The 25523-nt window shown below is 69.0% G+C and carries 26 protein-coding genes and 1 pseudogene; 14 read left to right on the forward strand and 13 right to left on the reverse strand.

The features are described 5' to 3' along the window. Positions 1-17 precede the first annotated feature (17 nt). From urtC to QMO76_RS21915, 6 genes and pseudogenes are all read left to right on the forward strand, one after another. Positions 18-1205 (forward strand): urea ABC transporter permease subunit UrtC, encoded by a 1188-nt coding sequence (gene urtC / locus QMO76_RS21890; protein WP_306363179.1) that lies wholly within the window; start codon positions 18-20, stop codon positions 1203-1205. Beyond that, positions 1202-2023 carry an urea ABC transporter ATP-binding protein UrtD gene (gene urtD, locus QMO76_RS21895; RefSeq protein ID WP_306363180.1) on the forward strand — a complete coding sequence of 274 codons (822 nt, stop codon included), beginning with the start codon at positions 1202-1204 and terminating at the stop codon, positions 2021-2023. Before urtC ends, urtD begins: the two co-directional genes overlap by 4 nt. Next, complete coding sequence (gene urtE, locus QMO76_RS21900) at positions 2023-2715, forward strand: urea ABC transporter ATP-binding subunit UrtE (protein WP_306363181.1); 693 nt, start codon at positions 2023-2025, stop codon at positions 2713-2715. Before urtD ends, urtE begins: the two co-directional genes overlap by 1 nt. Positions 2716-2728: 13 nt before the next feature. Then, a pseudogene (locus QMO76_RS21905) lies at positions 2729-3016 on the forward strand (GntR family transcriptional regulator); the annotation flags it as partial. 111 nt (positions 3017-3127) lie between these two features. Beyond that, positions 3128-3880, forward strand: coding sequence for an FCD domain-containing protein (locus QMO76_RS21910; protein ID WP_372342038.1), 753 nt, complete (start codon positions 3128-3130; stop codon positions 3878-3880). 54 nt (positions 3881-3934) lie between these two features. Further along, positions 3935-4474 (forward strand): carboxymuconolactone decarboxylase family protein, encoded by a 540-nt coding sequence (locus QMO76_RS21915; protein WP_306363182.1) that lies wholly within the window; start codon positions 3935-3937, stop codon positions 4472-4474. A 13-nt stretch (positions 4475-4487) separates the two neighbouring features. On the opposite strand, the gene QMO76_RS21920 is transcribed toward QMO76_RS21915, so the two are convergent. Both QMO76_RS21920 and QMO76_RS21925 read right to left on the reverse strand, forming a co-directional pair. Beyond that, on the reverse strand, positions 4488-5354 hold the full coding sequence (locus tag QMO76_RS21920) for an alpha/beta fold hydrolase (protein ID WP_306363183.1): 867 nt from the start codon (positions 5352-5354) through the stop codon (positions 4488-4490). 136 nt (positions 5355-5490) lie between these two features. Then, a complete protein-coding gene (locus QMO76_RS21925; protein ID WP_306363184.1) occupies positions 5491-6258 on the reverse strand; it encodes a TetR/AcrR family transcriptional regulator C-terminal domain-containing protein in 768 nt (255 codons plus the stop codon). A gap of 126 nt (positions 6259-6384) precedes the next feature. Here QMO76_RS21925 and QMO76_RS21930 point away from each other — a divergent pair, with 126 nt between their 5' ends. Together QMO76_RS21930 and QMO76_RS21935 are read left to right on the forward strand one after the other, a co-directional pair. Beyond that, positions 6385-6762 (forward strand): VOC family protein, encoded by a 378-nt coding sequence (locus tag QMO76_RS21930; RefSeq protein WP_306363185.1) that lies wholly within the window; start codon positions 6385-6387, stop codon positions 6760-6762. 22 nt (positions 6763-6784) lie between these two features. Continuing rightward, the gene (locus tag QMO76_RS21935) at positions 6785-6907 is read left to right on the forward strand and encodes a hypothetical protein (protein WP_306363186.1); all 123 of its coding nucleotides are present in this window, start codon (positions 6785-6787) and stop codon (positions 6905-6907) included. On the opposite strand, the gene QMO76_RS21940 is transcribed toward QMO76_RS21935, so the two are convergent. After that, the gene (locus QMO76_RS21940) at positions 6904-7752 is read right to left on the reverse strand and encodes an SDR family oxidoreductase (protein WP_306363187.1); all 849 of its coding nucleotides are present in this window, start codon (positions 7750-7752) and stop codon (positions 6904-6906) included. The two genes, QMO76_RS21935 and QMO76_RS21940, sit on opposite strands and share 4 nt — an antisense overlap. Positions 7753-7849: 97 nt before the next feature. On the opposite strand from QMO76_RS21940, the gene QMO76_RS21945 reads away from it, so the two are divergent. Continuing rightward, positions 7850-8254 (forward strand): helix-turn-helix domain-containing protein, encoded by a 405-nt coding sequence (locus QMO76_RS21945; protein WP_306363188.1) that lies wholly within the window; start codon positions 7850-7852, stop codon positions 8252-8254. Positions 8255-8271: 17 nt separating this feature from the next. On the opposite strand, the gene QMO76_RS21950 is transcribed toward QMO76_RS21945, so the two are convergent. The 3 genes from QMO76_RS21950 to lpdA all read right to left on the reverse strand — a co-directional run bounded on the left by QMO76_RS21950 (position 8272) and on the right by lpdA (position 11235). Continuing rightward, positions 8272-8667 (reverse strand): nuclear transport factor 2 family protein, encoded by a 396-nt coding sequence (locus QMO76_RS21950; protein ID WP_306363189.1) that lies wholly within the window; start codon positions 8665-8667, stop codon positions 8272-8274. A gap of 361 nt (positions 8668-9028) precedes the next feature. Next, positions 9029-9730 (reverse strand): DUF2993 domain-containing protein, encoded by a 702-nt coding sequence (locus QMO76_RS21955; RefSeq protein ID WP_306363190.1) that lies wholly within the window; start codon positions 9728-9730, stop codon positions 9029-9031. Positions 9731-9831: 101 nt separating this feature from the next. Further along, positions 9832-11235, reverse strand: coding sequence for a dihydrolipoyl dehydrogenase (gene lpdA / locus QMO76_RS21960; RefSeq protein WP_306363191.1), 1404 nt, complete (start codon positions 11233-11235; stop codon positions 9832-9834). Positions 11236-11396: 161 nt separating this feature from the next. On the opposite strand from lpdA, the gene QMO76_RS21965 reads away from it, so the two are divergent. Together QMO76_RS21965 and QMO76_RS21970 are read left to right on the forward strand one after the other, a co-directional pair. Continuing rightward, a complete protein-coding gene (locus QMO76_RS21965; protein WP_306363192.1) occupies positions 11397-12413 on the forward strand; it encodes an AraC family transcriptional regulator ligand-binding domain-containing protein in 1017 nt (338 codons plus the stop codon). Between the two features lie 263 nt (positions 12414-12676). Further along, positions 12677-13732, forward strand: a complete 1056-nt coding sequence (locus tag QMO76_RS21970) for an NADP-dependent oxidoreductase (protein ID WP_306363193.1) — start codon at positions 12677-12679, stop codon at positions 13730-13732. 86 nt (positions 13733-13818) lie between these two features. Here QMO76_RS21970 and QMO76_RS21975 read toward each other — a convergent pair whose 3' ends face one another. Next, complete coding sequence (locus QMO76_RS21975) at positions 13819-14277, reverse strand: MarR family winged helix-turn-helix transcriptional regulator (RefSeq protein WP_306363194.1); 459 nt, start codon at positions 14275-14277, stop codon at positions 13819-13821. A 92-nt stretch (positions 14278-14369) separates the two neighbouring features. Here QMO76_RS21975 and QMO76_RS21980 point away from each other — a divergent pair, with 92 nt between their 5' ends. Then, entirely contained in the window at positions 14370-14699 is a 330-nt protein-coding gene (locus QMO76_RS21980; protein ID WP_306363195.1) for a rhodanese-like domain-containing protein, read from the forward strand. A 76-nt stretch (positions 14700-14775) separates the two neighbouring features. Here the strand turns inward: QMO76_RS21980 and QMO76_RS21985 are convergent, their stop codons facing one another. Continuing rightward, positions 14776-15597, reverse strand: coding sequence for an ABC transporter permease (locus tag QMO76_RS21985; protein ID WP_306363196.1), 822 nt, complete (start codon positions 15595-15597; stop codon positions 14776-14778). After that, positions 15597-16556: an ATP-binding cassette domain-containing protein gene (locus QMO76_RS21990; RefSeq protein WP_306363197.1), complete on the reverse strand. Its 960-nt coding sequence runs from the start codon at positions 16554-16556 to the stop codon at positions 15597-15599. The genes QMO76_RS21985 and QMO76_RS21990 overlap by 1 nt, the downstream gene beginning before the upstream one ends. A 99-nt stretch (positions 16557-16655) precedes the next feature. On the opposite strand from QMO76_RS21990, the gene QMO76_RS21995 reads away from it, so the two are divergent. Beyond that, positions 16656-17402, forward strand: coding sequence for a TetR/AcrR family transcriptional regulator (locus QMO76_RS21995; RefSeq protein WP_306363198.1), 747 nt, complete (start codon positions 16656-16658; stop codon positions 17400-17402). 37 nt (positions 17403-17439) lie between these two features. Here QMO76_RS21995 and QMO76_RS22000 read toward each other — a convergent pair whose 3' ends face one another. Next, the gene (locus QMO76_RS22000; protein ID WP_306363199.1) at positions 17440-18414 is read right to left on the reverse strand and encodes a dipeptidase; all 975 of its coding nucleotides are present in this window, start codon (positions 18412-18414) and stop codon (positions 17440-17442) included. Between the two features lie 92 nt (positions 18415-18506). Here QMO76_RS22000 and QMO76_RS22005 point away from each other — a divergent pair, with 92 nt between their 5' ends. Then, positions 18507-20558: a prolyl oligopeptidase family protein gene (locus tag QMO76_RS22005; RefSeq protein ID WP_306363200.1), complete on the forward strand. Its 2052-nt coding sequence runs from the start codon at positions 18507-18509 to the stop codon at positions 20556-20558. Here QMO76_RS22005 and QMO76_RS22010 read toward each other — a convergent pair whose 3' ends face one another. From QMO76_RS22010 to fusA, 3 genes are all read right to left on the reverse strand, one after another. Continuing rightward, complete coding sequence (locus tag QMO76_RS22010) at positions 20559-21419, reverse strand: alpha/beta fold hydrolase (protein WP_306363201.1); 861 nt, start codon at positions 21417-21419, stop codon at positions 20559-20561. A gap of 121 nt (positions 21420-21540) precedes the next feature. After that, positions 21541-22173: a TetR/AcrR family transcriptional regulator gene (locus tag QMO76_RS22015; protein WP_306363202.1), complete on the reverse strand. Its 633-nt coding sequence runs from the start codon at positions 22171-22173 to the stop codon at positions 21541-21543. A 972-nt stretch (positions 22174-23145) separates the two neighbouring features. After that, complete coding sequence (gene fusA / locus QMO76_RS22020; RefSeq protein ID WP_306363203.1) at positions 23146-25164, reverse strand: elongation factor G; 2019 nt, start codon at positions 25162-25164, stop codon at positions 23146-23148. Positions 25165-25523 lie beyond the last annotated feature (359 nt).

The raw sequence follows: 25523 nt of genomic DNA on the forward strand, positions 1-25523 counted from the left end.
GCCAGAAAGGACACAGCATGAGTATCATCGGGCGTCTCAGCGCGAATTCCTCCATCAAACCGCTGGCGGGCTTCGCCGTCGCCGCCGTTCTGCTGTTCGGCGTGGCGCCGGTGGCGCTCAGCGATTTCCGGTTGAGCCTGCTGGCGAAGTTCCTGTGCTTCGCCATCGTCGCGGTCGGCATCGGCCTGGCCTGGGGCCGGGGCGGCATGCTCACCCTCGGGCAGGGCGTGTTCTTCGGCATCGGCGCGTACATCATGGCCATGCACATGCAGATGGCCGATGCCGCCCGCTCCCGCGAGGACGTGCCGGAGTTCATGGTGATCGCGGGAATTCCCGAATTGCCCTCGTACTGGCAGCCTTTCGCCTCGCCTTCGGTCGCCGTGCTTGGCATTCTGATCCTGCCCGCGCTGCTGGCGGCCGCGCTCGGGTTCGGTGTGTTCAAGCGCCGGGTCAAGGGCGCCTACTTCGCCATCCTGAGCCAGGCGCTGGCCGCGGCGCTGGCCATCCTGCTCACCGGGCAGCAGACCATCGGCGGTTTCACCGGGCTCAGCGACTTCCGGTCCTTCTTCGGGTTCCGGCTCGACGATCCGGTGAACCGGCGGATGCTGTTCTTCATCGCGGCCGGTGCGCTGCTCGCGGTGGTGGCCATCACGCGCCAGCTCATGCACAGCCGGTACGGCGAACTGCTGGTGGCGGTGCGCGATCAAGAGGAGCGGGTGCGCTTCCTCGGCTACGACCCCGCCAATATCAAGATCGTCGCGTATGTGGTGGCGGCCTTCTTCGCGGGTATCGCCGGAGCGCTGTTCACGCCCATCGTCGGCATCATCTCCCCCGCCGACATCGGGGTGGTGCCCTCCATCGCCTTCCTCATCGGCGTCGCCATCGGCGGACGCACCACGCTGCTCGGTCCCGTGCTCGGAGCCATCGGCGTGGCGTGGGCGCAGACCACGTTCTCCGAACAGTTCCCCTCCGGCTGGACCTATCTGCAGGGTGTGCTGTTCATCGTGGTGGTCGGCTTCCTGCCCGCCGGTCTGGCCGGATTCGGTCCGCTGGCAAAGCAGTTCGCGGGGCGGTGGCGGCCCGCGTCCCGGGCGTCCGGCGGAGCGGCCTCCGACACCGCCGTCACCTCGGTCGCAGCCGCCGACACCGCGGCGACGAGCGACCCCGAATCCCCGGCGGAGGAAGAGAAGGTGCTCCCACGATGACCACCGTCGCGCACGAACCCAAATTCGGCGGCAATGCCGGAATGGACAGCGAATACCTCGAAATTCGGGGGCTGTCGGTGAGTTTCGACGGTTTCAAAGCCGTCTCCGATGTGGACCTGACCGTCCTCCAGGGCGATCTGCGCTTCCTCATCGGCCCCAACGGCGCGGGCAAGACCACGCTCATCGACGCCATCACCGGACTGGTCCCCGCCACCGGATCGGCGCAGAAGTCCGGCCGGGAACTCATCGGCCGCAAGGTGCACCAGATCGCCCGGATGGGCGTCGGGCGCACCTTCCAGACCGCGAGCGTCTTCGAGCAGCTCACGGTGCTGCAGAACCTGGATATCGCCGCCGGGGCCGGGCGGTCGGCGCTCACTCTGCTGCGGCGTCGCAAATCGGTCCTGCCCGGCATCGAAGAGGCTTTGGAGACAACGGGTTTGACCGCACTGCGGGACAAACCCGCCGGGGTGCTGGCACACGGCCAGAAGCAGTGGCTGGAGATCGGCATGCTGCTGGTGCAGAACGCCTCGGTGCTGCTGCTCGACGAGCCCGTCGCCGGGATGAGCTCCGAGGAGCGCGAGGAGACCGGAAACCTGCTGCGCCGCATCGGCGGTGACCGCGTGGTCGTCGTGGTCGAGCACGACATGGACTTCATGCGCTCCTTCGCCACCTCGGTGACGGTGCTGGCCGGTGGGCGGGTGCTCTCCGAGGGCACCGTCGCCGAGGTGCAGGACGACCCCAAGGTGCAGGAGGTGTACCTCGGCACCGCCACGGTGGCCGAGCACTCCGGCGCCGCCGAACCGGAGGAGGCACGCTGATGCTCGAACTCGTGGACATCCACACCGGATACGGGCGCACCGAGGTGATTCACGGTGTGTCGCTGACGGTTCCGGACGACGGCGTGGCCGCCATCATGGGCCACAACGGCGCCGGCAAAACCTCGCTGCTGCGCGCCGCCGTGGGTCTGCTGCCAACCAAGTCGGGCCGGATCACCTTCGACGGCAAGGACATCACCAAGCTGCCGCCGTCCAAACGGGTGCGCCACGGCATCGCCTACGTGCCGCAGGGACAGCAGTCGTTCGGACAGCTCTCCACCATGGAGAATCTCCAGGTGGTGGCGGACGGGCGCAAACGCGGCAAGGAACTCGTGGCCGAGGCGCTGGACCTGTTCCCGGCCCTGCGTGAGCTGCTGAGCCGCAAGGCCGGGCTGCTCTCCGGCGGCCAGCGCCAGCAGCTGGCCATCGCCCGCGCGCTCATCACCGAGCCGAAACTGCTCATCCTCGACGAGCCCACCGAGGGCATCCAGCCGTCGGTGGTGGCCGAGATCGAGCGCACCATCATCGATCTCACCCGTCGCGGCGGGTTGAGCGTGCTGCTGGTCGAGCAGCACATCGGCTTCGCGCTGCAGGCCGCCCAGCAGTACTACGTACTGCGATCCGGACGGATCACCTCCTCCGGCGCGGGCGGTGCGGGAGCCGAATCCGACGTCCGCACGGCCATGGCCATCTGATCGGACATACGGCATGGCGCGCAGGGGGCGTATTCCGTTGTCCGAGCGGGTGTACCGGTCGCTACAGGGCGACCTGGCGGCGGGGGTGCTGGTACCCACCGAACGACTCCGCGAGGAACGCCTCGCGGAGATCTACGGGGTGTCCCGCACCCCCGTCCGCGAGGCGCTGGCGCGGCTGCTCGCCGACGGCCTGATCGAACGGCTGCCGGACGGGCTCTACCCGCACCGACCCCGCCTCGACGAACTGGCGGACCTGTACGAACTGCGAATCCTGCTGGAATCGCACGGAATCCACCGGCTCCGCACCCGCGAGCCGGTCGGCGTAGCGGCGGAACCGAATACGGTCGCGACCACCGTCGCCGAGACAGCCGCGCGGCCCACCGACCCACCGTCGGCACCACCCGCCGAGACAGTGCGGCCGACGACCCCCGAGACAACAACAACAACGCGGCCCACCACCCCGGGCGCGGTAGCGCGGCCAACCACCGAGACAACGGCGCGGCCCACCACCGCAGGCGCGTCGGCGTGGCCCGCTGTCTCGGAATCGGCCACCACCCTGCCGTCGCCCACGTTCGCCTGCTCGGAACAAGCGGCGGATGCCGCGCCCCGCACGGGCACGGCCCTGGCCGACCCGGCGGGCGGGCAGCGCGTGGCGGCCGGTGACGTCGGTACGGCGGACGCGGCCCACCCGGCACCGCGCGTCCGGAGTGCGGCGACGACGCGCCAGCCGACGCCACGTGCCCCGGGGCCACCGCGGGGGTGGGCGGCGGGTCCGCGCTACGACGCGGCGGTGATCGAACGTGAGCTCGAGATCTGGCACGACCTCCGCGCGTATCCGCCGGAGCCGGGGGCCGAGCTCATTGCCGCCGACGAGCGGTTCCACTCCCGGCTGCTCGCGGCGTCCGGCAATGCGGCGCTGGCCGACGCGCTGGCGACGGTGCACGCTCGGGTGCGGCCGATCCGGGCGCTCGACATCCCCACCCCGGAGCGGATCGCCACCATGACCGCCGAGCACATCGCCATCGCGGAGCATCTGCTCGCGGGCGAGCTCGATCAGGGGCTGTCGGTGCTGGTCACGCATATCACCGCCTCGCGCGATCACGTGCTGGCCCGTGCCGAACACGCGCTTCGACTGACGAAACTCGCCCGCGCACTGCGTGATTGAGCCAAAGGTTACCGGTTGGTAGGCGCTGGCTGGGACAGTTTGTTAGCGTGTGGCATGGTGTCGAGTCAGCCGCGTATCGCCCCCGGTCGCTTCCGAGAGCTGGGCCCCGTCAACTGGCTGGTCTGGCAGCTTCTCTCCCGCGCCGCGGGCACGGACGACGCGCACCTGTTCAGCACCCTCGGCCAGGCCAGGGGCCTGTTCCGCGGCTGGCTGCACTACTCCGGGCGACTCATGCCGGGCGGCTCCCTGCCCCGCTACGACACCGAACTGGTGATCCTGCGCGTCGCCCATCTGCGCGATTGCGAATACGAGACCGACCACCACATCCGGTTGGGCAAGCGCGCGGGGATCACCCAGGAAATCCTCGAACGCCTGCGCCGCGGCCCCGCCGCGGCGGGCTGGAGCGCCAAGGAGCGCGCGCTGCTCACCGCCGTCGACCAGCTTGTCACCACCCGCGACCTCGACGACGCCGCGTGGAAGTCGCTGGCGGAGCACTACTCCGAGCCCAAGCTCATCGAATTCGTACTACTCGTCAACCAGTACGAGGGCCTGGCGAGCACCATCACCGCGCTGCGCATCCAGCCCGATCACTGACGCGCACCCGCGGTCAGCGGCCGGTGAAGAAGGCGTCGGCCGCCTCGAACGTGGCTTCCGGGGCCTCGAGCTGCGGCCAGTGGCCGATCCGGTCCAGGGAGACGACATCCGGGTCGGGCACCACCTCCCGGTAGCGCGCGGCCATGTGCGCACCCGAATTGGGATCGAGCGGTCCATTGATGAACCGCAGCGGCACACTGGCTTTGGCCAGCGGCTCCACCCAGCGCTCGCGGTACCGCACCCGCTCCAGGGTGAAGCGGCCGACCTTGTGGTTCACCCAGCGACCGTGGTTGTACTCGACGATATCCAGGAAGTCGCGCATATCGGCCGCGCTGGGCTTGGTATCGGGACCGAACACCTCGCGCACGGCCAGCCGCAGCAGCGGCGGCGGCAGCAGCGGGCCGAGGACGTCGCCCGCTGGCGACGACAGCACCCGCTGCACCAGGCGGGGACGGTAGACCTCCGGGAAGAGGCCGCCATTGAGGAATGCCACCGCTCGAATCCGCGGCAGCGACGGATCGGTGATACGGCGGGCCAGCATCTCCTGCACCACGCTGACGCCCAGATCGTGCGCCAGGATCAGCGTCTCCTCGACCCCCTGCGCCCGCAGCAGCGCCTCGTGCATATCGGCGTGCTCGAGCACGCTGTAGTGATGCCGAAGCGGCTTGTCGGAGAAGCCCATTCCCAGCATGTCCGGCGCGAGCACGTCGTAACGCTCGGTGAGCCGGAACCAGATGCGGTGCCAGTCGAAGGAATTGAACGGATAGCCGTGGACCAGCAGCAGCGCCGGACCGCGGCCGGACCGCCGATAGAACACGCGGTATCCGGAGAACGGGAAGAACTTTCCCGCCGTGAGCCAGTGTTCGAGTTCCGCTCGCACGACCCCTCCAGTCCTGTCGCGCCCCGAGTAGCCATTGCACCGCATGCCGAACCGACCGGCAAGAGGATGTGAGAAGTCAGTCGCTTCGCGACTTTCCACGACGGATGGCGCGCGCGTGGGGCAACATGTCGGTGGCTCAGCGCGAGGGCTTCTCGATGAGGGCGGCCAACCCGTCCAGCACGCGCGCCAGTCCGAACGCGTACGCGTGCTCGGCGCTGTAGGCGGCATCGTGGGCCTGCCCCGCCGCGGCCCCCACCCGGGCCCCCAGTGGAAAGCGCTCGGCGTCGAAGACGCGCTCGAGCACCGGTGCGGCGCGCTCCCACCACTCGTGGTCGCTCATTCCGCTGTCGGCGGCGGCATTGCGGGTATCGATCGCGATGCGCGCCACCGAGTTCACGAAACCGAGCACGTAGGTCAGCGCGGAGTCCATCTCCAGATCGGTGAGGCCGAGACCGTCGAAGGCGCTCAACTCGTGCTCGTACTTGGCCGCCACCCCCGGACCGAGCGGCGGGCGGGTGGTCGGCACATAGGCCACCCAGGGGTGCGCGGCGAGCATCTCCCGGTTCTCCGCCGCGATGACGGAAACCCTTTCACGCCAAGGTTTCCCGGCGAGATCGCCGCGCGCCATGTGCAGGTAGACCGAATCGAGCATGAGGTCGAGCAGTTCCGCCTTGCCCGGCACATAGGTGTAGGTGGCCATCGGCGTGAGCCCCAGCCCGGCCGCGACCGAGCGCATGGTGAGCGCGCCCAGGCCCTCGGCATCGGCGATCTCGATGGCCGCCGCCACCACCGCGTCCACGGTCGTCCGCTGCTTCGGACCGCGCGCGGAGCCACCGCGACCGGGTTCGCGCCACAGCAGTTCGAGGGTGCGCGCCGGATCGCCCGCACTGCTCCGCTCTCCCATTCCGAGCACCACCTCCACCGGGGATCGTATCCCTGTGACTCACATCACGATGCGGGCGGGCGGGAATTCCAGTACAAAGTACAGTGTACTAAGTACAGCAATAAGCCGGCACGCCGAGGAGGACCCATGAAAATCACCGCTTCCGCCATCTCCCTGAATGTGCCGGACCCGCGGGCGTCGGCCCGCTTCCTGATCGACCACTTCGGCTTCGCCGAGGAGATGTCGGCCGAGGGATTCGTCTCGCTCAGCCGCCCCGACGCCGGATTCAACATCATCTACCTGCGCACCGGCCTGTCCACCTTCAAGCCGGAACGCGTCGCGGGCAGCGCCGGCCAGGGACTGCTGGTCGCCTTCGTCGTCGACGACATCGACACCGAATACGAGCGCGTGCGCGGCGCGGGCGTGGAGATCGTGACACCCATCGAAACCGAGGAATGGGGCGAACGCTACTTCCAGACACTCGACCCCAACGGCATCGTCATCCAACTCGTGCAGTGGGTCTGAACAAGACGAGAACCTGGTGTTCGTGATCACGGACGCGACCATCGCGATCGGTGACTTCAGCCAGCAGGTGCGCTACGGCGACCTGCTGGTGAAGTGCCGGGGCGAGTGGAAGTTCCAGACGATGGTGCAGGGCGGCTGGGCCTAGCCCAGCGCGGCGCGGAACACCTCGACGGCGGGCGTGGAGGCGCGGCCGAGCAGCTTGTGCAGATCGCCGCTGTCGACATCGAGGATGCCGGTGGCGATACCGGCATCGGCGTCGGCCAGCGCCTGGGCGTAACCCGCGGGCAGACCGGCCTTCTCGAGTGCCGCCGCGTAATCGTCTTGCGCCAGGTTCACATAGCGCACCGGTTTGCCCGCGGCCGCCGAGATGGCCTGCGCCAGTTCGGCGTAGGTGAGCCGCTCGTCGCCGCCCAGCTCGTACACCCGCCCGGCGTGACCGTCGGTGGTGAGCACCTGGGCGGCGGCCTCGGCGTAGTCGGCACGGGCGGCGCCGGCCACCCGGCCCTCGCCCGCCGCGCCGTGCAGCACACCGGATTCCACCGCGTGCGCCAGGCCGCCGGTGTAGTTCTCCCAGTACCAGCCATTGCGCAGCAGCACCGTCGGCACCGTCGCCTCGGCGAGGACGGCCTCGGTGCCGCGGTGCTCCTGCGCGAGGATCAGCTCGTTGCGCTCGGCATGCGGAATGCTGGTGTAGGCGAGCAGTTCCACCCCGGCGCGCTCGGCGGCGCGAATCACGTTGGTGTGCTGCTCCACTCGCTTGCCGAATTCGTTGCCTGAGACCAGCAGCACCCGGTCCACACCGGCCAGCGCCGCGTCCAGCGCGTCCGGATCGTCGTACGATGCCGCCCGCACCTGCGCACCGCGCTCGGCCAGATCGGCGACCTTGGCCGGATCGCGCACCACGGCGACGACCGGCTCCCCCTTCCGCAACAGCGCCTCGACGACGAGACGACCCAGCTGTCCGCTGGCTCCGGTGACGGCGACGGTCATGACTACCTCCAGGTTGACGGGAACGAACTACCGTTTCGAGCTGTACTAACTATTAGTTAGTACAGGCTATTCCCGCAATACCTGAAGGTTCGGCAGGATGAGTAACCTCGACCCCATGAGCACGCGGCAACCGGACCCGGACCCCATCCTGGAAGCCGACGTCTTCGCGCGAGACTGCGCCTCCCGCCCGGTCCTGCAGAACGTGGCCAGCCGCTGGGGCGTCCTCGCCCTCGTCGCGCTGCGCGCGGGTCCCTACCGCTTCAGCGCGCTACGCCGTCGCGTCGACGGCATCAGCGAGCGCATGCTCTCCCAGACCCTGCAAACCCTGGAACGCGACGGCATGATCCACCGCGAGGTCCAGCAGACCATCCCCCCGCACGTCGAGTACACCCTCACCGAACTCGGCGCGGCGGTGGCCGAGCAGCTCGCGGGCCTCATCCACATCCTCGAATCGAATATCGACACGATCACGGCCGCCCAGGCCGAGTACCACCGGGAGTGACGCGCGGCCGGTGCCGCTCACTGCCGCGCGGCGGCCTCCGCCGTGATCCGCTCGAACTGCTCCCCCATGCGCGCGGCGAGCGCCTGCGCCGCCGACAGCGGACGCACCATCACCATCAAGTCGTCGATCCGGCCCTCGTCGTCGACATGCAGGAAGTCGCACCCGGTGAGCCGCTTGCCGTCCACGGTCGCCTCGAACACCAACGCGTGATCGCGCCCGTTCGCATCCGCGATCTCGCGCACGTAGCGGAAGTCCTCGAACACCCGCAGCACCCCGCGCAGAATGGCCGCGGTGATCGCCTTGCCCGGATACGGCTTGAACGCCACCGGACTGGTGAACACCACATTGTCGGCCAACAGCGCCTCGATCGCGTCCACATCGCGAGCCTCGACGGCCGCCCGGAAGGGATGCATACCGACCACCTCTCATACTCAACTAGTTGCATATGAACGGTAGCGGTGTGCGGGCCGCCACGCCACGGATTGCCGAGACTCACCGACCCCGAACCGAAAACCCACGTAGCCACCTGGGTTCCGGCAACCCCCGGAACGCACACCATCCGCGTCACCCAGAACGCAGCCGCCAAGGACATCGTCCTGACAGTCGGCACCGGCATCAACGCGGGCAGCTCCTGCCTCGTCATCTAGCAGCCCGCCAGCGGACCACAACGTCGCGCCGATCAGCAATCGGCATCTGCACCCGGCGGTCGAGAACCCGAGACAACGCGAACCGAATGGCGATGCTCGTCGGGTGCAGCGTCGCGCTGTGGTCTTGTCAGGCGCGTGGCAGGTCGGAGAAGCGGATGTCGTGGGCGACGGCGGTGGCTCGGAGGCCGGCGGTGGTCGGCTCGATAGCGGTCAGCCGCGCGCCGAGCGGTAGCCGTTGCAGGGGGACGGTGAAGGCGAGGGAGTTGCGCAGGAGGGCGAGGGGGATCGTGGGGCCGCCCGCCGCGGGTTGGACCGAGACCGGGGTGACCTCGATGCCGTCCTCGGTCGGTACGACGGTGACGATGAGGGTCGCGGGGACCGGGATGCCCTCCACCGAGAACGTTCCGGTGACGCGCAGGCCGTCCGGGCCGTGGGAGATGGTCTCCACTCCCGACGGGGCGAAATCGCGCACGACGTCGTAGGGCACCAGGGCCGTGGCCGTCGCCGTGGCCGCGACCAGATTCGAGGTGCGGCGGCCGAGCAGGTCACGCAGCGGGGCGGAGACATCGGTCAGCGTCACATCCAGGTCGCGGACGCGGATGTCCTGGTCCTGCCAGTCGCCGACCTCGACATCGATCTCCCGGTATCGCCCGTCGACCGCCTGGGTCAGGAACGGGAAACCGCCGATCGCCACCCGCGGCCGCTGCGGAAGTTCGTACTCGCCGGCGATCGCACGCCCGATCTCGTTCTGCGTCAGCGTCACCGCGGCGCGGTCACCGGCGATCAGCGCGATCGCCAGCACGATGATCAGTATCAGCAATGCGCGCATACGCTCACCCGTCCGGTCATCCCACCATCATGCCCGGTCGAGCACACGAAAGCGGCCCGGTACCCGGCGGGTTCGCCGGGTACCGGGCCGTTGCTCGGCGATCAGAAGTTGATCATGTGCCCCGCGAGGCCGTGGATGGCCTCCTGGAGGGCCTCGCTCAGCGTCGGGTGGGTGTGCACGTTGCGGGCGAGTTCGTTGACCGTGAGGTCCCACTTCTGGGCCAGGGTCAGTTCCGGCAGCAGCTCCGAGACGTCGGGGCCGATGAGGTGGCCGCCGAGGAGTTCGCCGTACTTGGCGTCGGAGATGAGCTTGACGAAGCCCTGGGCGTCGCCGAGGCCGTGCGCCTTGCCGTTGGCGGTGAACGGGAAGGTGGCGACCTTGACGTCGTAACCCTCGTCCTTGGCCTGCTGCTCGGTCAGGCCGAAGGAGGCGACCTGGGGCTGGCAGAAGGTGGCGCGCGGCATCATGCGGTAGTCGCCCAGCGGCATGGTCTCGGCGCCGCCGATGGTCTCGGCCGCGACCACGCCCTGCGCCTCTGCGACGTGCGCGAGCTGGAGCTTGGCCGTGACATCACCGATGGCGTAGATGTGCGGCACATTGGTGCGCATGTACTCGTCGATGGCGATGGCGCCGCGGTCGGTCAGCTGCACGCCGGTGGTCTCCAGGCCGTAGCCCTCCACGCGCGGCGCGAAACCGACGGCCTGCAACACCTTGTCGACGGTGACGGTCTCGACATTGCCGGACTTGTTGTCCTTGATGGAGACGGTGACCTTGGAGCCGTCGTCGTCGATGGACTGCACCGACGCGCCGGTGGTGATGGTGATGCCGAGCTTCTTGTACGCCTTGGTGATCTCCTTGGAGACGTCGGCGTCCTCGTTCGGCAGCGCGCGGTCGAGGAATTCCACGATGCGCACGTCCACGCCGTAGTTCTTGAGGACGTAGCCGAATTCCATGCCGATCGCGCCCGCGCCGACGATGAGGATCGAGCCGGGCAGGTCGCGGGTGAGGATCTGCTCCTCGTAGGTGACCACGTTCTGCGACACCGAGGTGCCCGGCAGCAGCTTGGTGACGGTGCCGGTGGCGATGATGGCGTTGTCGAAGGTGATGTTCTCCGCGCCGCCCTTGGTGAGTGCGACCTGGAGAGAGTTCGGCCCGGTGAAGGTGCCCAGACCGTCGAACTCGTCGATCTTGTTCTTCTTCATCAGGAAGTGGACGCCCTTGACCCGGCCGTCCGCCACCTTGCGGCTGCGATCGAAGGCGGCGCCGAAATCGAACTTCGCCTCCCCGCTGATGCCGAAGGTCTTGGCCTCCTTGGTGAAGATATGGGCCAGTTCCGCGTTACGCAGCAGTGCCTTGGACGGGATGCAGCCCACGTTCAGGCACACGCCACCCCAGTATTTCTGCTCGACGATCGCTGTTCGCAGGCCGAGTTGAGCGGCGCGGATCGCGGCGACGTATCCGCCGGGACCAGCGCCGAGAACGACGACATCGTAGTGGGAAGTCACGGCTTCGAGCCTAACTCCGTTCCCCCGGGCGCACGCACCCGATCCCCCGCTACGGTGAGATCTCGCACACACCGCGCGCACGGCCGGGCGGCGCGGGCCGCCGACGGTGACCGCGCACATCACCCATCGGGCAGACTGGACGTGTGGTGCAGGAGGGACCGATGCACGATCCGGTCGACGCGACGACATCCAGCCATCTGCTCCGCCTGGTGCGTGACAGCGCGCTGCGCCTGGGTGCCGACCCCGCCCGGATAGCCGCCGTCCCCGGAACCGCCGACAGCGTGCTCGCCGGGGAGTTGAACCGGATACCGCTGGATTCGCTGTTGCGGCTGTGGTCGCTCATCGCCGAATCCGGGCCGGGGGCGGGACTCGCCGTCGCCGCGGCCGCACCGCTGGGCACCCTCACCACCTGGGACTATCTGGTCACGACCGGACCGACGCTGGCCGATTCGCTGCGTGCCGCGCAGCCGTACCACCGCCTGGTCACCGCGTCGGCCGAGGGCTTCGACCTAACCCACGACCGGGATCTCACCGTCGGCTACCGCACCACCGCGGCCGATCCAGAGGTCGCGGCCGTGGTCAACGAATATGTGCTCGCCTACTACCTGCGGCGAGCGCGAGAGGCCACCGGGCGACGGGTCGTCCCGACCCGCGTCACCTTCGGACATCCCGCACCGCCCGACCATTCGGCCCTGATCGACGCCTTCGGCACCGGCGCTATCGAATTCGACGCCCCGGCCGACAGCATCACCTTCCGGGCCGAGGACGCCGAGGCCCCGCTGTCCCGCGCCGACCCCATGCTGGGCGATCTGCTGCGCAGCCACGCCGACCTGGTGCTGGCCTCGGCCCGTGCGATTCCCGGACCGCTGGAGCGGTTCCGCACCGCCCTCACCGCGGCCATCTCCGCTGGCGATCCGACTCCGGCCGCGGTGGCCCGCCGCCTGGCCGTGAGCACCCGCACCCTGCAACGGCAACTGGCCGAGCAGCACACCACCTGGCGCGCGGAATACGACCGCGCCCGCTATGCGCAGGCCCGCGGCCTACTCGCGGAGAACCGCCTGTCCACGGCGGCCATCGCCACCCGCCTGGGCTTCACCGACGACCGCGCGCTGCGAAAAGCCATGCGGCGGTGGACGGGCGGCACCGCATCACAGCTGCGCTCCGAACTGGCGGAGTAGCCGGGGCGCACGTGTCGGGCGTGCCGGTGAACTACCGGACCGCTGCGCGACATCGGCCGAGCGCGTGACGACCGGCCACGGCACCACGGGAACGAGGGCCGCGCGGCCCGCGTTCGAGCGCACCCGCGTTCGAGCGCATCAGCGTGGCGCGCTCGGACCGGGTGCTGGCGTCGCAAGACCTGGGAGCGGGCGCGCACCGTTCGTAATGTCATCGGCACCGACCCGGGAGATACCCGACGAGGAGACGAAAAGGTCAGTGCGACATGACTGTTCAATCCAGCGACAGCGAAACCCCGGCAGCCGCCGACACCGGCGCCACACCCGCCACCACCCGCGAGATCCACCTGGCGTCCCGCCCCGACGGCGTGCCCACCGCCGCGAACTTCACCTTCGTGCAGCGTGAACTCCCACCCCTGGCCGAGGGGCAGCTCCTGGTGCGCAATACCTGGATGTCGGTCGATCCGTACATGCGGGGGCGGATGGACGACAAGCCCTCCTATATCGCACCGTTCGAAATCGGCGCGGCCCTGGAGGGTTCGGCCGTGGGTGAGGTGATCGCCTCCCGGGCGGAGGATTTCCCGGTCGGCACGGCCGTCACGCACTTCGCGGGCTGGCGGGAGCATGCGGTGCTGGACGCCGCCGCGGCCACCCCGATCGACCTGTCGATCGCCGCGCCGCACCACTATCTGGGTGCGCTCGGCACCACGGGGCTGACCGCGTACGCGGCCCTCACCGAGGTGGCTCCGGTTCGTCCCGGCGACACCGTGTTCATCTCCGCCGCCGCGGGCGCGGTGGGCAGCGTGGCCGGACAGCTCGCCCGCGAACTGGGCGCGGGCCGGGTGATCGGCTCGGCGGGCGGGCCTGCGAAAACCCGGCTGCTGCTGGCGGAATTCGGATTCGACGCGGCGATCGACTATCGGGCCGGAGATGTGGCCGGACAGCTCGCGGCGGCGGCTCCGGATGGCATCGACGTCTATCTCGACAGTGTGGGCGGCGAACACCTCCGGGTGGCGGTGGCGGCCATGCGGCCTCGTGGCCGGGTGGCGCTGGTCGGAGCCATCAGCGGCTACAACGGCGAGGCCGCGTCGTCCGGACCGGATCTGTATCTCGCCGCGACCAAGGAGGTCACCCTGCGCGGCATGCTGGTGAGCAGCTACTTCCCGATCTTCGGCGAATACATCGCCAAGGCCGCAGCCTGGCTCGCGGACGGCACCGTTCGCACCCGCGAAACGGTGTACGAGGGCTTGGATCAGGCTCCGGCCGCCTTCCTGGGTGTGCTGTCGGGGGCCAACACCGGCAAGATGCTCGTCCGGCTGTGAATGAACCGCGAGCCCGGATTCGCGGCGTTCCGGTGGATTCCGGCGGCGGACGCGCGTCACGGCCGGGCGGACCGAACGGCTCGGCCCTATCCGATATCGAGATCGGTGGGGCCGAGCACTTTTCGGAGTGCGGAGGTGAGCGCCGCGAGTTCGTGCGACTCCAGGCGCTGTCCCAGTCGGCGTTCGATGCCGCCGAGGTAGTGCGGTGCGGCGGCACGGAAGCGTTCGCGGCCCCGGTCGGTGATGGAGACGAAGGCGGATCGGCCGTCGTCCGGGTTGGTGTCCCGTCGGACCAGCCCGTGCGTTTCCAATTCGGTGACCAACCGGCTCACGCGGGTGCGGCTGAGCACCACCCGCTCGCCCAGATCACTCATGCGCAGGCGGTCGACGCCGTCCAGCTCGAGTAGGACGTCGTACCAGTTCAGCGGCAGCCCAACGGTTCTGCGCAGTTCCGCGTCGAGTTCTGGGACGAGGGTGGCGTGCACCCGCAGCAGCGCCGACCAGGCGGCCGCGGCCGGGCGGGGGGTGGGCGGTGAGTGGGGCACCGGCCCAGCGTACCGGGTTGCGTGCGTGCGCACACAAATAGTAGCGTGCACACGCACATAAAAATGTGCGTGAGAAGAATCGAGGTTGCCCCATGACCGCACTCATCACCCGCGAGGAACTCGAGAAGGAGATCGCCGCGGGCACCGTCACGGTGATCGACGCGCTGGGCGGCGAGTACTACGCCAAGGCGCACCTGCCGGGCGCCATCGCGCTCGTCGAGGCCGAGGTGGACACCGAAGCCGCGCGCCTGCTGCCGGATCGCGACGCCGCCATAGTGACCTACTGCTCCAATCCGGCCTGCCAGAACAGCCAGGCCGTCGCCGGCAAGCTGGAGGCGCTGGGCTACACCAATGTCCGCAAGTACCGCGAGGGCATCCAGGACTGGACGGAGGCGGGCCTGACCGTCGAATCCGGGCGCTGACGCGGACGCGGCCGGTGCGTCACCGTCAGGCGACGCACCGGCCGTCGGATAACCGCTGGGGCGCAGCGGTATCCGGTCAGCGGCTGAGCCGCTGGAACCGCCGCACCGCGAGCGGCAGGAAGATCGCGGTGAGCGCCAGCGGCCAGACCACCGCCATGAGCGCGGCGTGCTGCTCCACCCAGGAATCCCCGCCGCCCACCGGGGTGCCGAACAGCTCGCGGGTCGCCGCCGCCGTCGAGGAGATGGGATTCCACGCCGCGATCGTGCCGAGCCAGGACGGCATCAACTGCGGTGCGACGAAAATGCTCGAGATCATGGTGAGCGGGAAGACGACCGCGAACAATCCGCCCGCCGCCTCCGGATTCGGCACCATCAGCCCCAGCCACACGCCCACCCAGATGAGCGCGAAGCGCAGCCACAGCAGCAGCACGAATGCCGCCGCCACACTCAGGAGTCCGCCGGTGGGCCGCCAGCCGATGGCGAAGGCGGTCAGCATGAGGATGCCCAGTTCCACGCAGGCGACGAGCAGATCGGTGACACCGCGGCCGGAGACCACCGCCGAGGCGGACATGGGCATGGACCGGAACCGGTCGATCACCCCCTTGGTGGCGTCGTACACCACGACCGTCGCGGTATTCACGAAGCTGAAGGCCATGGTCATGGTGAACATGCCCGGCATGAGGAAGCTGCGGTAGTCACCACCGCCCGGCACCACCATGGCGCTGCCGAACACATAGCCGTACAACAGCACCGAGACGATCGGAAACCCCAACTGCCAAGCGATATTCACCGGCTGGCGCTGATAGTGGGTCAGCCCGCGCCGCACGATGTTCCAGCAGTCGGCCACCGCCCAGTAGGCGCGGGAACGGTTCGCGGGGGTCAGATCGACGGCGCTCATCAGGCGGCCTCCTCGGTAGCGGTGCGGTGACCGGTGAGATGCAGGAAGACATCGTCGAGGCTGGGACGGCGCAGGCCGATGTCCTCGACGGCGATGCCCTCGTCCTGCAGGGTGCGCGCCACCTCGGTGAGCGCCATGACCCGGTCGGCCACCGGCGCGTGCACGCGCCGCTCGACCTCCACGATCTCCGGTTCGGTATCGCTCACGCGGGCAACGATCTTCGCCACGACGGGCAGATCGGCGACCTCCAGGGCCACCACCTCGATGAGGTCGCCGCCCACGATGTTCTTCAATCCGTCGGGGGTGTCGTCGGCGATGGCGCGTCCCTGATCGATGACGGTGATGTGGGAGGCGAGGCGATCCGCCTCCTCCAGATACTGCGTGGTGAGCAGGACCGTGGTGCCGTCGGCGACCAGGGCGCGCACCGATTCCCACACCTCGTTGCGGCTGCGCGGGTCCAGGCCGGTGGTCGGCTCGTCGAGGAAGAGCACCTCCGGCGCGAGAATCATGGATGCCGCCAGGTCCAGGCGGCGGCGCATGCCGCCGCTGTACTTGCCGACGCCGCGGTCGGCGGCGTCGGTGAGGTCGAAGCGCTCCAGCAGTTCCCGCGCCCGCAATCGCGCCCGCCGACCGCCCAGATGGAACAGCCGCCCGAACATCTCGAGGTTCTGCTGCCCGGTGAGCACCTCGTCCACGGCGGCGTACTGGCCGGTGAGCCCGATGCGCGCCCGCACCTCCCCGGGCTGGCGGGCCACATCGAATCCGGCCACCCGCGCCTGCCCGCCGTCCAGCCGCAGCAGGGTGGACAGAATGCGCACGGCCGTGGTCTTGCCCGCGCCGTTCGGTCCGAGCAGGCCGTGCACCGTGCCCGCGCGAACCGTCAGATCGAATCCGTCGAGTGCGTTCTTCTCCCCATATCTCTTGGTCAGCCCCTCGGCCAGTACCGCATAGTCGGCCACCGTCGTCCTCCGCTATCGCTCGCGATTAAACCGGGTACATCGTACCCCATTTCGAGTACAACGTACCCAGTTTTTTCTCCGGCCGCTACGCTCGAGACTATGAGCAGCACCGAGACCAGTGGCAGCGGTGATCTCGCACGGACTCTCGAGCTCCTGTGGAACACCGGCCCACGCCCCAGCCGCGGCCCCAAGCCAGGACTGTCCCTGGACCGCATCGTCGAGGCCGCCATCCACGTCGCCGACACCGAGGGCCTGGACGCCGTCACCATGCGCCGGGTGGCCACCGAACTGGGCACCGGCACCATGACGCTCTACCGCTATCTGCCCGGCAAGGCCGAGCTGCTCGATCTCATGCTCGACCGCGTACAGGACCCCGAACTGGACGGACTGCCCGAACCGGAGGCGGGCTGGCGCGCGGCGCTGGAAGCCGTGGCCTACTCGACACTCGCCACGTACCAACGACATCCGTGGCTGATCCAGGTCAACCAGAGCCGACCGGTCATGGGCCCGAGCGCCGTGGAGGGCATGGAGCGCATCCTCGCCCGCATCAAACCCATGGGACTGTCCGACCGCGAACTCATCTCCACGGTGCTGCTGATCGACAACTACGTGGTCGGAGCCGCCCGCACCCAGCTGTACGCGCTGGAGGCCGAACGCCGCACCGGCATGACCGACCTCGAATTCTGGCAGGCACAGGGGCCGGCGCTGAACCAGGCCATGGCGACCGGGCGCTATCCGATCCTGGCGGGAATGGGTGAGAACACCTTCGACCCGAACTACGACCACTTCGACTGGGGGTTGCAGCGGGTGCTCGACGGACTGGAGCGAGCGGTCGTGAGCGACTGACAGGGCAGGCCGCGGCACGGTCCGTGCGACGCCCGCGTCAGTCGCGCCACACCTGTCGCGCCACCCGGGCGAAGTTGCCCCGGAATACCGCCGCGATCTCGGACTCCGCGAAGCCGCGGTCCGCCAACTCCTCGTGCAGCCCGCGAACCTCACTGTGCCCCAACAGATCCTCCGGCGGCGTCCACTGCAACGGGCCCCAGCGCGTGTAGTCCTCGGAGAAGCTCTCCGGATTCGCGGCGATCTCGGCATTGAACTGGGCACCGTCGAAGGAGAAGTCGGAGCCGACGCCGATGTGCTCGACGCCGACCAACTCCGCACCGTAGACGACGTGGTCGGCCATGGCCGCCACCCGCGCGGCGCGGTCCTCGGCCTTGTTACGCCCCAGGAAGATTCCGACCCCGTTGATGCCGATGACACCGCCGGTCTCCGCGCACGCGCGCGCCTGATCGTCGGTGATGTTGCGCGGATGCGCCCACAGCGCCGCGAAGTTCGAGTGGCTGTAGATCATCGGAACGCTCGTGGTCGCGGCGATGTCCAGCCCCGTGCGTGCCGAACAGTGTGAGCCGTCGGCGAATACGCCCACCTCGTTGAGCGTGCGCACCAGATCGCGCCCGTATGCCGTGAGCCCGGTGTCCTCGGTATCGAGGCACCCGCAGCCCGCCGCATTGGCGTGGTTGTAGGTCGGCAGCAGGGAACGGACCCCCAGGTCGTGGAAGACCGCGACATTGTCGAGATCGCCGCCGAGCGGCCCGGAATCCTCCAGATCGAAGGCCAGCGCGATCACCCCGTCCGCCTGGGTGTCGGCGAACGACTCCACCAGCCGGAACCACGGCTCGGCCGCGGCATCGCGGCGGAACTGCCGCACCAGCGCCAGCGCGTCGGCCGTGGCATGCGGCGCATAGCCGACATTGACCGACAGGTAACTGCCGACCGGGTACCGCCTCAGCGCGAGGATGTCGGCGCTGGGCAGCAGCGGCAGGCAGCAGTGCTGTTCCCACAGTGCGGGTCGCATCCACACCTCCTCAGCGGTATCGGCATCCGTCCGGCAATCGTACTGAGCAGGGTTCCCGGTCACACCGACGCGCCCTCGGCAACAATGGGGCCATGAGCGGTGTTGACGAGAGCGTGACGGATCCTTACCTGTGGCTCGAAGAGGTCACCAGCGATCGCGCATTGGACTGGGCGCGGGAACACAACGACGTGGTGGTCGAGAAATTCGCCTCGTCGGACCGCTTCACCGACCTGGAGTCGCGCATCCTCGCCATGCTCGACACCGACACCCGCATCGCCTATCCAGGACGGCGCGGGCGCTGGCTGTACAACTTCTGGCGCGATGCCGAACACCCCAAGGGCCTGTGGCGGCGCACCACCTTCGCCGAATACGCCACCGAGGAACCCGACTGGGAGGTGCTGATCGATCTCGACGCCCTGGCCGCAGCCGAGGACGAGAACTGGGTGTGGGGCGGCGCGGCCGTGCTGCGCCCGGAGCAGCAGCGGGCGCTGATCAGCCTGTCGCGCGGCGGCGCGGACGCCAAGGTGGTCCGCGAATTCGCGATCGAGACAAAAGATTTCATCGCGCCCGAGGACGGCGGCTTCTACCTGCCGGAGGCCAAGTCCGAGATCCGCTGGATCGATATCGACACCGTGTACGTGGGCACCGACTTCGGACCCGGCTCGCTCACCGACTCCGGCTATCCGCGCATCGCCAAGCGCTGGCGACGGGGCACGCCGCTGGCGGCGGCGGACACCGTCTTCGAGGGCGAGCCCGGCGATGTGGCGGTATCCGCCGGATACGACCGGACCCCGGGCTACGAACGGCATTTCGTCGGCCGAGCCACCGACTTCTTCAATGAGGAGGTGTACCTGCTCACCGGCGGCGATACGCTGCGGCGGCTCGAGCTGCCCACCGACGCCTCGGAATCCTGGTACCGGGACTGGCTGCTGGTCCGGCTCAAGTCGCCGTGGGAGGTCGGCGGCCGCGAATATCCGGCGGGTGCGCTGCTTGCCACCGATTTCGAGGAATTCCTCGGCGGTGCACGAGATTTCGAGGTGATCTTCGAACCCGACGCGCACACCGCCCTGCACGGCTACGGCTGGACCGAGAACCATCTGCTGCTCATCACGCTCGAGGACGTGCAGACCAGGCTCTACGTCGTCACGCCCGGCGCGGACGGCTGGGTGCGCGAACCGCTCGCCGACGCCCCGCGCATGGCCACCACCAGCGTCATGAATCTGGACCCGCTCGAGGGCGGTGACGAATTCATGCTCACCACGAGCGGCTTCACCACGCCCACCACCCTGCTCTCCGGCTCCGTGGGCGGTCCGACCGCACTGCTCAAGAAGGAGCCCGAGTTCTTCGACGCCGCGGGTGTGGAGACCGAGCAGTACTTCGCGCGCTCCGACGACGGCACCATGATCCCGTATTTCGTCATCCGCCACCGGGATCGGGTCGGGCGGCCCGGCCCGACCATCATGTCCGGGTACGGCGGATTCGAGGTCTCGCGCACGCCCGCCTACAGCGGAGCGTCCGGCATGGGCTGGCTGGAGCGCGGCGGCACCTGGGTGATGACCAATATCCGCGGCGGCGGCGAGTACGGACCGCAGTGGCACACGGCGGTGCAGAAGGCCAACCGGCACAAGGTGTACGAGGACTTCTCGTCGGTGGCCAAGGACCTGGTCGCCCGCGGCATCACCACCCACGACCGGTTGGGCGCGGTGGGCGGCAGCAACGGCGGCCTGCTCATGGGCGTCATGCTCACCCGGTACCCAGAACTGTTCGGGGCCATCGTCTGCCAGGTGCCGCTGCTGGATATGCGGCGCTATCACCTGCTGCTGGCAGGCGCGTCCTGGATCGCGGAGTACGGCGACCCGGACAAGCCGGAGGAGTGGAAGTACATCAGCGAATACTCGCCGTACCAGAACACCCGGGCGGACGCGGCCTACCCGCCGATCCTGCTCACCACGTCCACGCGCGACGACCGGGTGCATCCGGGGCATGCGCGAAAAATGGCGGCGCTCTTGGAATCCCAGGGTCACCCCGTGTGGTACCACGAGAATATCGAGGGCGGGCACGGCGGCGCGGCCGACAACAAGCAGTCGGCGTTCCAGGCCGCGCTCATCTTCGAATTCTTCACCCAGCGGCTCATGGGAAACTGATCAGCGGTCGCGCAACCATTTCTCGATGTAGTCGACGGTGCCGCGCGAATCCGGAATCCAGCCGTTGTGCCCCAACGATTCCGGATTGTGCCACCGGGTGATGTCGGCGCCGGGCAGCTTCTCCAGCAGGTGTGCGGCCGAACCTCGCGGGGTGAGGTCGTCACCGGTCATGGTGATGGACAGCACCGGCAGTTTCAGCCGCGCGATGCGTTCCTCGTAATCGATGTCCGCACCGGCGGGTTCGAATCTGCCGGTGCGGGCCAATCGCGCCCAGTCGGAGATGAGCACCTTCGACTGGCGGCCGAAGCCGCCCGCGGTGATCCGGTCCCCCGGCCAGAAACCGGCGAGATTCGCGGTCAGCGAGACCGCGGCGCTGCCGAGCAGCAGTCCGGTGGATGCCAGACCGCCGTAACCGCGGTGGTAGGGAGTGCCCGAGGCGATGAGAATCAACCCGCCCAGCCGGCCTCGGATCCGCGACGCGTACAGCACGCCCAACTGCCCACCGAGGCTGTGCCCCAGCAGAAATGGCGTCGAGTCCGGGAACCGCTCCCGCACCACCTCGAACATGGCCGGAAAATCCACGGATACGAGTTCCTGATATCCGTAGGCACTCGACGGACTCGGCTTCGGGCGGCTGTCGCCGTTGCCGCGCAATTCCAGAATGGCGGCATCGAATCCCCGGCTCGCCACATCCTTCGCGAAGAACTCGTAGTAGGCGGCCGGCACCCCGAGCCCCGGCACGATCACCACCACCGGGCGCGGGGTGTCCGGCGTGATCGCATGCCGGTGCGCACCGTGCGCGGGCACCAATCGGACCGGCACGGTGGTCCCGTCCGGCATCTGGATCGGCACAGTCTCCATACGCGCACGCTACCGCTCCACCGCGGATTCGTGTCCACGACGCCGCGCGGCTCCACGCCCGCCGGGCAGCGCACATCCCGGATGCCGGGGTGGTCTTCACGGTGGCGGGCGTGGGTGAGTGTCAGGCGCTGACCGCGCCCATGATGATGCGGCGCAGCACGCGGATGACGTCGTCCAGCGGCTGGCGGGGGTCGGAGCCGCTCCAGGCGTCCACCACGTAGTTCACGGCGCCGATAATGGCCAGCACGCGCATTTCGTAATCGCCGGGCGGGATTTCGCCGTGCATGGCGGCATCCTCGGCGGCGCTGGCGAGTAGCGCTCCCCAGGCGCGGCGCAATTCCAGTCGGAACTTCTCGACCTTGGGGCCCGCGCCGACCACCTCGACCAGCGAGACCCGCGCCTTGCGGGGATCTCGGCCGATCGACTCGATGTAGGCGCGTACGGCGGCGTCGATGATCTCGATCGCGCTGGCGTCCGCATGCTCGGCGATGGTGGCCGCCACGGCTTCCCGCGATTCCCGGTCGATCTGTTCGTAGAGTTCGAGCAGCAGCGATTCGCGCCCCGTGAACTCCTCGTAGAACTGCCGAGAGGAGAGCCCGGCGTCCTTGCAGATGGCACCGACGGAGCTGTTGGCGTACCCGTCCCGCGCGAATACCGTCAGCCCGGACTCCAGAAAACGCGCACGTCGCTGCCGCTGCCGGTCTTCTACGGGCTGCCCGGCGTACATTCTTCCCGCGTTCGTTTCCTGAGACATTGCGCCAGACAATACCGAAGGGGCCGATCCCCTCGTCATGGATCGGCCCCTTCGTTTGCACCTTCGGCATACCGCGCGATTGCCGAAAGTTGGCTCAGCGCACCGGAGCATTGCGACCAGCCCAACGGCAGTCGGGAATTGGCAGGGGAACTGCCGGGGTTCGTCGGCCGAGCCCGGGGGGAGGCCCGGCCGCCGTGTCGCTGTGGCCCGGTGATCACTGATCATTTGCCGTTCCACACGATACCGAGCGGCCGCTCCGAGCGGAATACTTTTGTCTGATTTTTCTAGAATTTATTTGGGCGCGATGGTCGCGCACCACGGCGGAGCAGGGACGACCGCCAGTGCCGGGCAGCGCACCGCCCGGAAAACAGGAAGGGCCCGGTCCATCTCGTCATGGACCGAGCCCCCCACCGCATCGTGCACTTCCGCGTGAGCATCGGAAGCTGGCGATCATCCGGCTACTTCGCCGAACCGCCCGCCGACCCGGAGGCCAACAGCTCGAGGATGGTCCGCACGCGGATGTCCGAGATGATGTCGGTCATGGGGGAACTCCGATTCGATGACTGTGCCGGCGTCTGTCACTGGCTGTTTGCCATCGGGACAATACCGAGCGTCCAACAGGTGCAGCAGCGTTTTGAAGGATCTTTCTAGGACTATTTCATGGATAGGACAGGGGGCCGCGAACAGCCGTTTCGCCATGTTTGCCGCAGCACCCCCGACGACCCTTCCAGCCATGTGAAACACTCGTGTCCGGCCCGTGGGCGCGGTCGCTCGGCAGCCGAGCGGAGTGAGCGGTCCGCCAGCACGTCCAGGACGCGACCGGGACGTTCCGGACCGGGACCAGGACATCCGCTCGGAATTTGCCGGTGCGCACCCGAACTCCCCGTCGTGCCCACCACCCGGTGACGCGCCCGCGGCGGCGGCCCCGCACCCGGTTCGGGTGCGGGACCGCGCATTTCGACTCACTCCAGCTCACGCGGGCGCGTAACCCACCGGCCGCGAAGTGAATTCACCACGCCCCCGGGTGCGGCTGCGCAAACGAGTCGCGTAACCGAACAACTCGGCCAGGGGCACCGTCGCCGTCACCACCACGACTCCGGTGCGGGTCGCCGACCCCCCGACCCTGCCGCGGCGGGCCGCCAGGTCACCGAGCACCGCGCCGACGAACTCCTCCGGAACCGTGACGGTCACCTCGGCGATCGGCTCCAGCAGCCGCATCACGCTGGCGCGCAGCGCTTCTCGGACCCCGAGTCGCGCGGCCGCTCGGAAGGCAAGCTCCGAGGAGTCCTTGACGTGGGTCATGCCGTCGGTCAGCGTGATGCGCACACCCGTCACCGGGTGAGCGCCGAGCGGACCGGCCGCCAGCGCATCCCGGCAGCCTGCCGCCACCGCACGCACGAACTCGGCCGGGACGCGGCCGCCCACCACCGTGGAGCGGAACTCCATCCCCTCGGCACCCGGATCCGCGGCGTCCAGCGGCTCCACATCGAAGACGATATGCGCCCACTGTCCGCTGCCGCCGTCCTGCTTGACGTGCCGGTAGCTCATTCCCGACACCCCGCGCAGCACCGTCTCCCGGTAAGCCACCTGCGGACGGCCCACGCGGACCCCGATACCGCGGTCACGGCGGATCTTCTCCACCGCGACCTCCAGGTGCAGTTCGCCGAGCCCGGACAGCAGCGTCTGCCCGGTCTCCGCGTCCGTGCGCACGACCAGCGAGGAATCCTCGTCGACCAGCCGCGCCAGGGCCAGCCGCAGTCGCTCGGCATCCGCGTTCACCCGCGGTTCGACCGCCACCGAGACCACCGGATCGGCCACCGTCGGCGGTTCCAGCAGCACCGGCGCGTGCGGGGCCGCGAGGGTCGCGCCCACCGCGGCCTTCGGTCCGACGAGGGCCACGATGTCACCGGCCATCGCGGCGTCCACCTCCACGTGGCGGTCGGCCTGCACCCGCAGCACCCGCGCCACCCGCTCCCGGCGACCGGTTCCGACGTCCGACACCGTGTCCCCCTTGCGCAGAACGCCCGCGTACACGCGGACGAAGGTGAGGCGTCCGGTCGCGGTCGCCTGCACCTTGAACACCAGGGCGGCAAGCGGTTCCGTCGGATCGGCGACCGGACCGGTGCCGGCCGACGGCGCGCGATCCAGCGGCGCGGGCAGATACGCGACGATCGCGTCGAGCAGCGGTTCGATGCCGCGATCGCGATAGGCGGCACCGCACAGCACCGCCACGATCTCACCGCCGAGCGTCAGTTCACGCAAGGCCGCGGACATCGTCGCCGCCGACAGTTCCGACCGGTCGACGAACTCGTCCAGGGCGGCCGCATGCCGCTCCGCGACGGCCTCCTCCAGGGCACGTCGACGACGCCGCGCCACCTCGGCGAGCGCGTCGGGAATCGGCTGCTCCGAGAGCCCGTCCGCGTTCCAGACGAGTGCGCGCATGCGCACCAGGTCCACCACACCGGTGAAGTCCGACTCGCTGCCGATCGGCAGCTGCACGGCCAGCGGAACCGGGTGCAGGCGCTCCCGGATGGCCGCCACCGCCGCGTCGAAATCGGCTCCGGTGCGATCCATCTTGTTCACGAACGCGATACGCGGCACGGCGTACCGGTCGGCGCGACGCCACACCGATTCGCTCTGCGGCTCCACCCCGGCGACGGCGTCGAATACCGCGACGGCACCGTCCAGCACCCGCAGGGACCGCTCCACCTCATCGGAGAAGTCCACGTGGCCGGGGGTGTCGATCACGGTCAGGCGGTGACCGTTCCACTCGCAGCTCACCGCGGCGGCGAAGATGGTGATGCCGCGATCGCGTTCCTGCGAATCGAAATCGGTGACGGTGGTGCCCTCGTGCACCTCACCGCGCTTGTGCGTGGCGCCGGTGAGGAAGAGCATCCGCTCGGTGACGGTGGTCTTGCCCGCATCCACGTGGGCGAGAATGCCGAGATTGCGGACACGGGCGGATTGGGAGCGGGAAACAGTGGTACGCACGGAAATTCGGTCCTTCGTGCTGAGCAGGGTCACTACAGCGCGATTCCCGGACGGGGGCGGTGCCGACACGGTGTGCGTCGGGACGGCGCGACTCGACCTCGACGAGGTCGGTGCGTGTGAAGGGTCCGGGTGACTCAGTACCGGCCGCGCAGCCGGTACCGGACCAGCGAAGACACCAGGATCACCTCGAACCGCGGACGAGCGGCGACTGTGTGCTGACCACGCATCACCGGCTCCCTCCTGGTTCGACGTGCCGTGTGGCACGAGACGCACTGCGAGAGTACGCACCAGCCCGGTCGGAGGAAACCGAATTTCCGGGCGCGGTTCTTCTGCCGGGGGTGCAGCGGGAGGGTGGTGAA

Origin of the sequence: Nocardia sp. CC227C (assembly GCF_030767025.1) — a bacterium.
Lineage (GTDB): Bacteria > Actinomycetota > Actinomycetes > Mycobacteriales > Mycobacteriaceae > Nocardia.

Bases quoted from the DNA above. Each gene is read 5' to 3' on its own strand.
- QMO76_RS21980 (WP_306363195.1), top strand. From the start codon at position 14,370: ATGACCGCACTCATCACCCGCGAGGAACTCGAGAAGGAGATCGCCGCG.
- QMO76_RS21970 (WP_306363193.1), top strand. From the start codon at position 12,677: ATGACTGTTCAATCCAGCGACAGCGAAACCCCGGCAGCCGCCGACACC.
- QMO76_RS22000 (WP_306363199.1), bottom strand. From the start codon at position 18,414: ATGCGACCCGCACTGTGGGAACAGCACTGCTGCCTGCCGCTGCTGCCC.
- QMO76_RS21940 (WP_306363187.1), bottom strand. From the start codon at position 7,752: ATGACCGTCGCCGTCACCGGAGCCAGCGGACAGCTGGGTCGTCTCGTC.
- QMO76_RS21950 (WP_306363189.1), bottom strand. From the start codon at position 8,667: ATGCATCCCTTCCGGGCGGCCGTCGAGGCTCGCGATGTGGACGCGATC.
- QMO76_RS21945 (WP_306363188.1), top strand. From the start codon at position 7,850: ATGAGTAACCTCGACCCCATGAGCACGCGGCAACCGGACCCGGACCCC.
- QMO76_RS21930 (WP_306363185.1), top strand. From the start codon at position 6,385: ATGAAAATCACCGCTTCCGCCATCTCCCTGAATGTGCCGGACCCGCGG.
- QMO76_RS22005 (WP_306363200.1), top strand. From the start codon at position 18,507: ATGAGCGGTGTTGACGAGAGCGTGACGGATCCTTACCTGTGGCTCGAA.
- urtE (WP_306363181.1), top strand. From the start codon at position 2,023: ATGCTCGAACTCGTGGACATCCACACCGGATACGGGCGCACCGAGGTG.
- QMO76_RS21995 (WP_306363198.1), top strand. From the start codon at position 16,656: ATGAGCAGCACCGAGACCAGTGGCAGCGGTGATCTCGCACGGACTCTC.
- QMO76_RS21965 (WP_306363192.1), top strand. From the start codon at position 11,397: ATGCACGATCCGGTCGACGCGACGACATCCAGCCATCTGCTCCGCCTG.
- urtD (WP_306363180.1), top strand. From the start codon at position 1,202: ATGACCACCGTCGCGCACGAACCCAAATTCGGCGGCAATGCCGGAATG.
- QMO76_RS21985 (WP_306363196.1), bottom strand. From the start codon at position 15,597: ATGAGCGCCGTCGATCTGACCCCCGCGAACCGTTCCCGCGCCTACTGG.
- QMO76_RS21925 (WP_306363184.1), bottom strand. From the start codon at position 6,258: ATGGGAGAGCGGAGCAGTGCGGGCGATCCGGCGCGCACCCTCGAACTG.
- QMO76_RS22015 (WP_306363202.1), bottom strand. From the start codon at position 22,173: ATGTCTCAGGAAACGAACGCGGGAAGAATGTACGCCGGGCAGCCCGTA.
- QMO76_RS21915 (WP_306363182.1), top strand. From the start codon at position 3,935: ATGGTGTCGAGTCAGCCGCGTATCGCCCCCGGTCGCTTCCGAGAGCTG.
- QMO76_RS21955 (WP_306363190.1), bottom strand. From the start codon at position 9,730: ATGCGCGCATTGCTGATACTGATCATCGTGCTGGCGATCGCGCTGATC.
- urtC (WP_306363179.1), top strand. From the start codon at position 18: ATGAGTATCATCGGGCGTCTCAGCGCGAATTCCTCCATCAAACCGCTG.
- QMO76_RS22010 (WP_306363201.1), bottom strand. From the start codon at position 21,419: ATGGAGACTGTGCCGATCCAGATGCCGGACGGGACCACCGTGCCGGTC.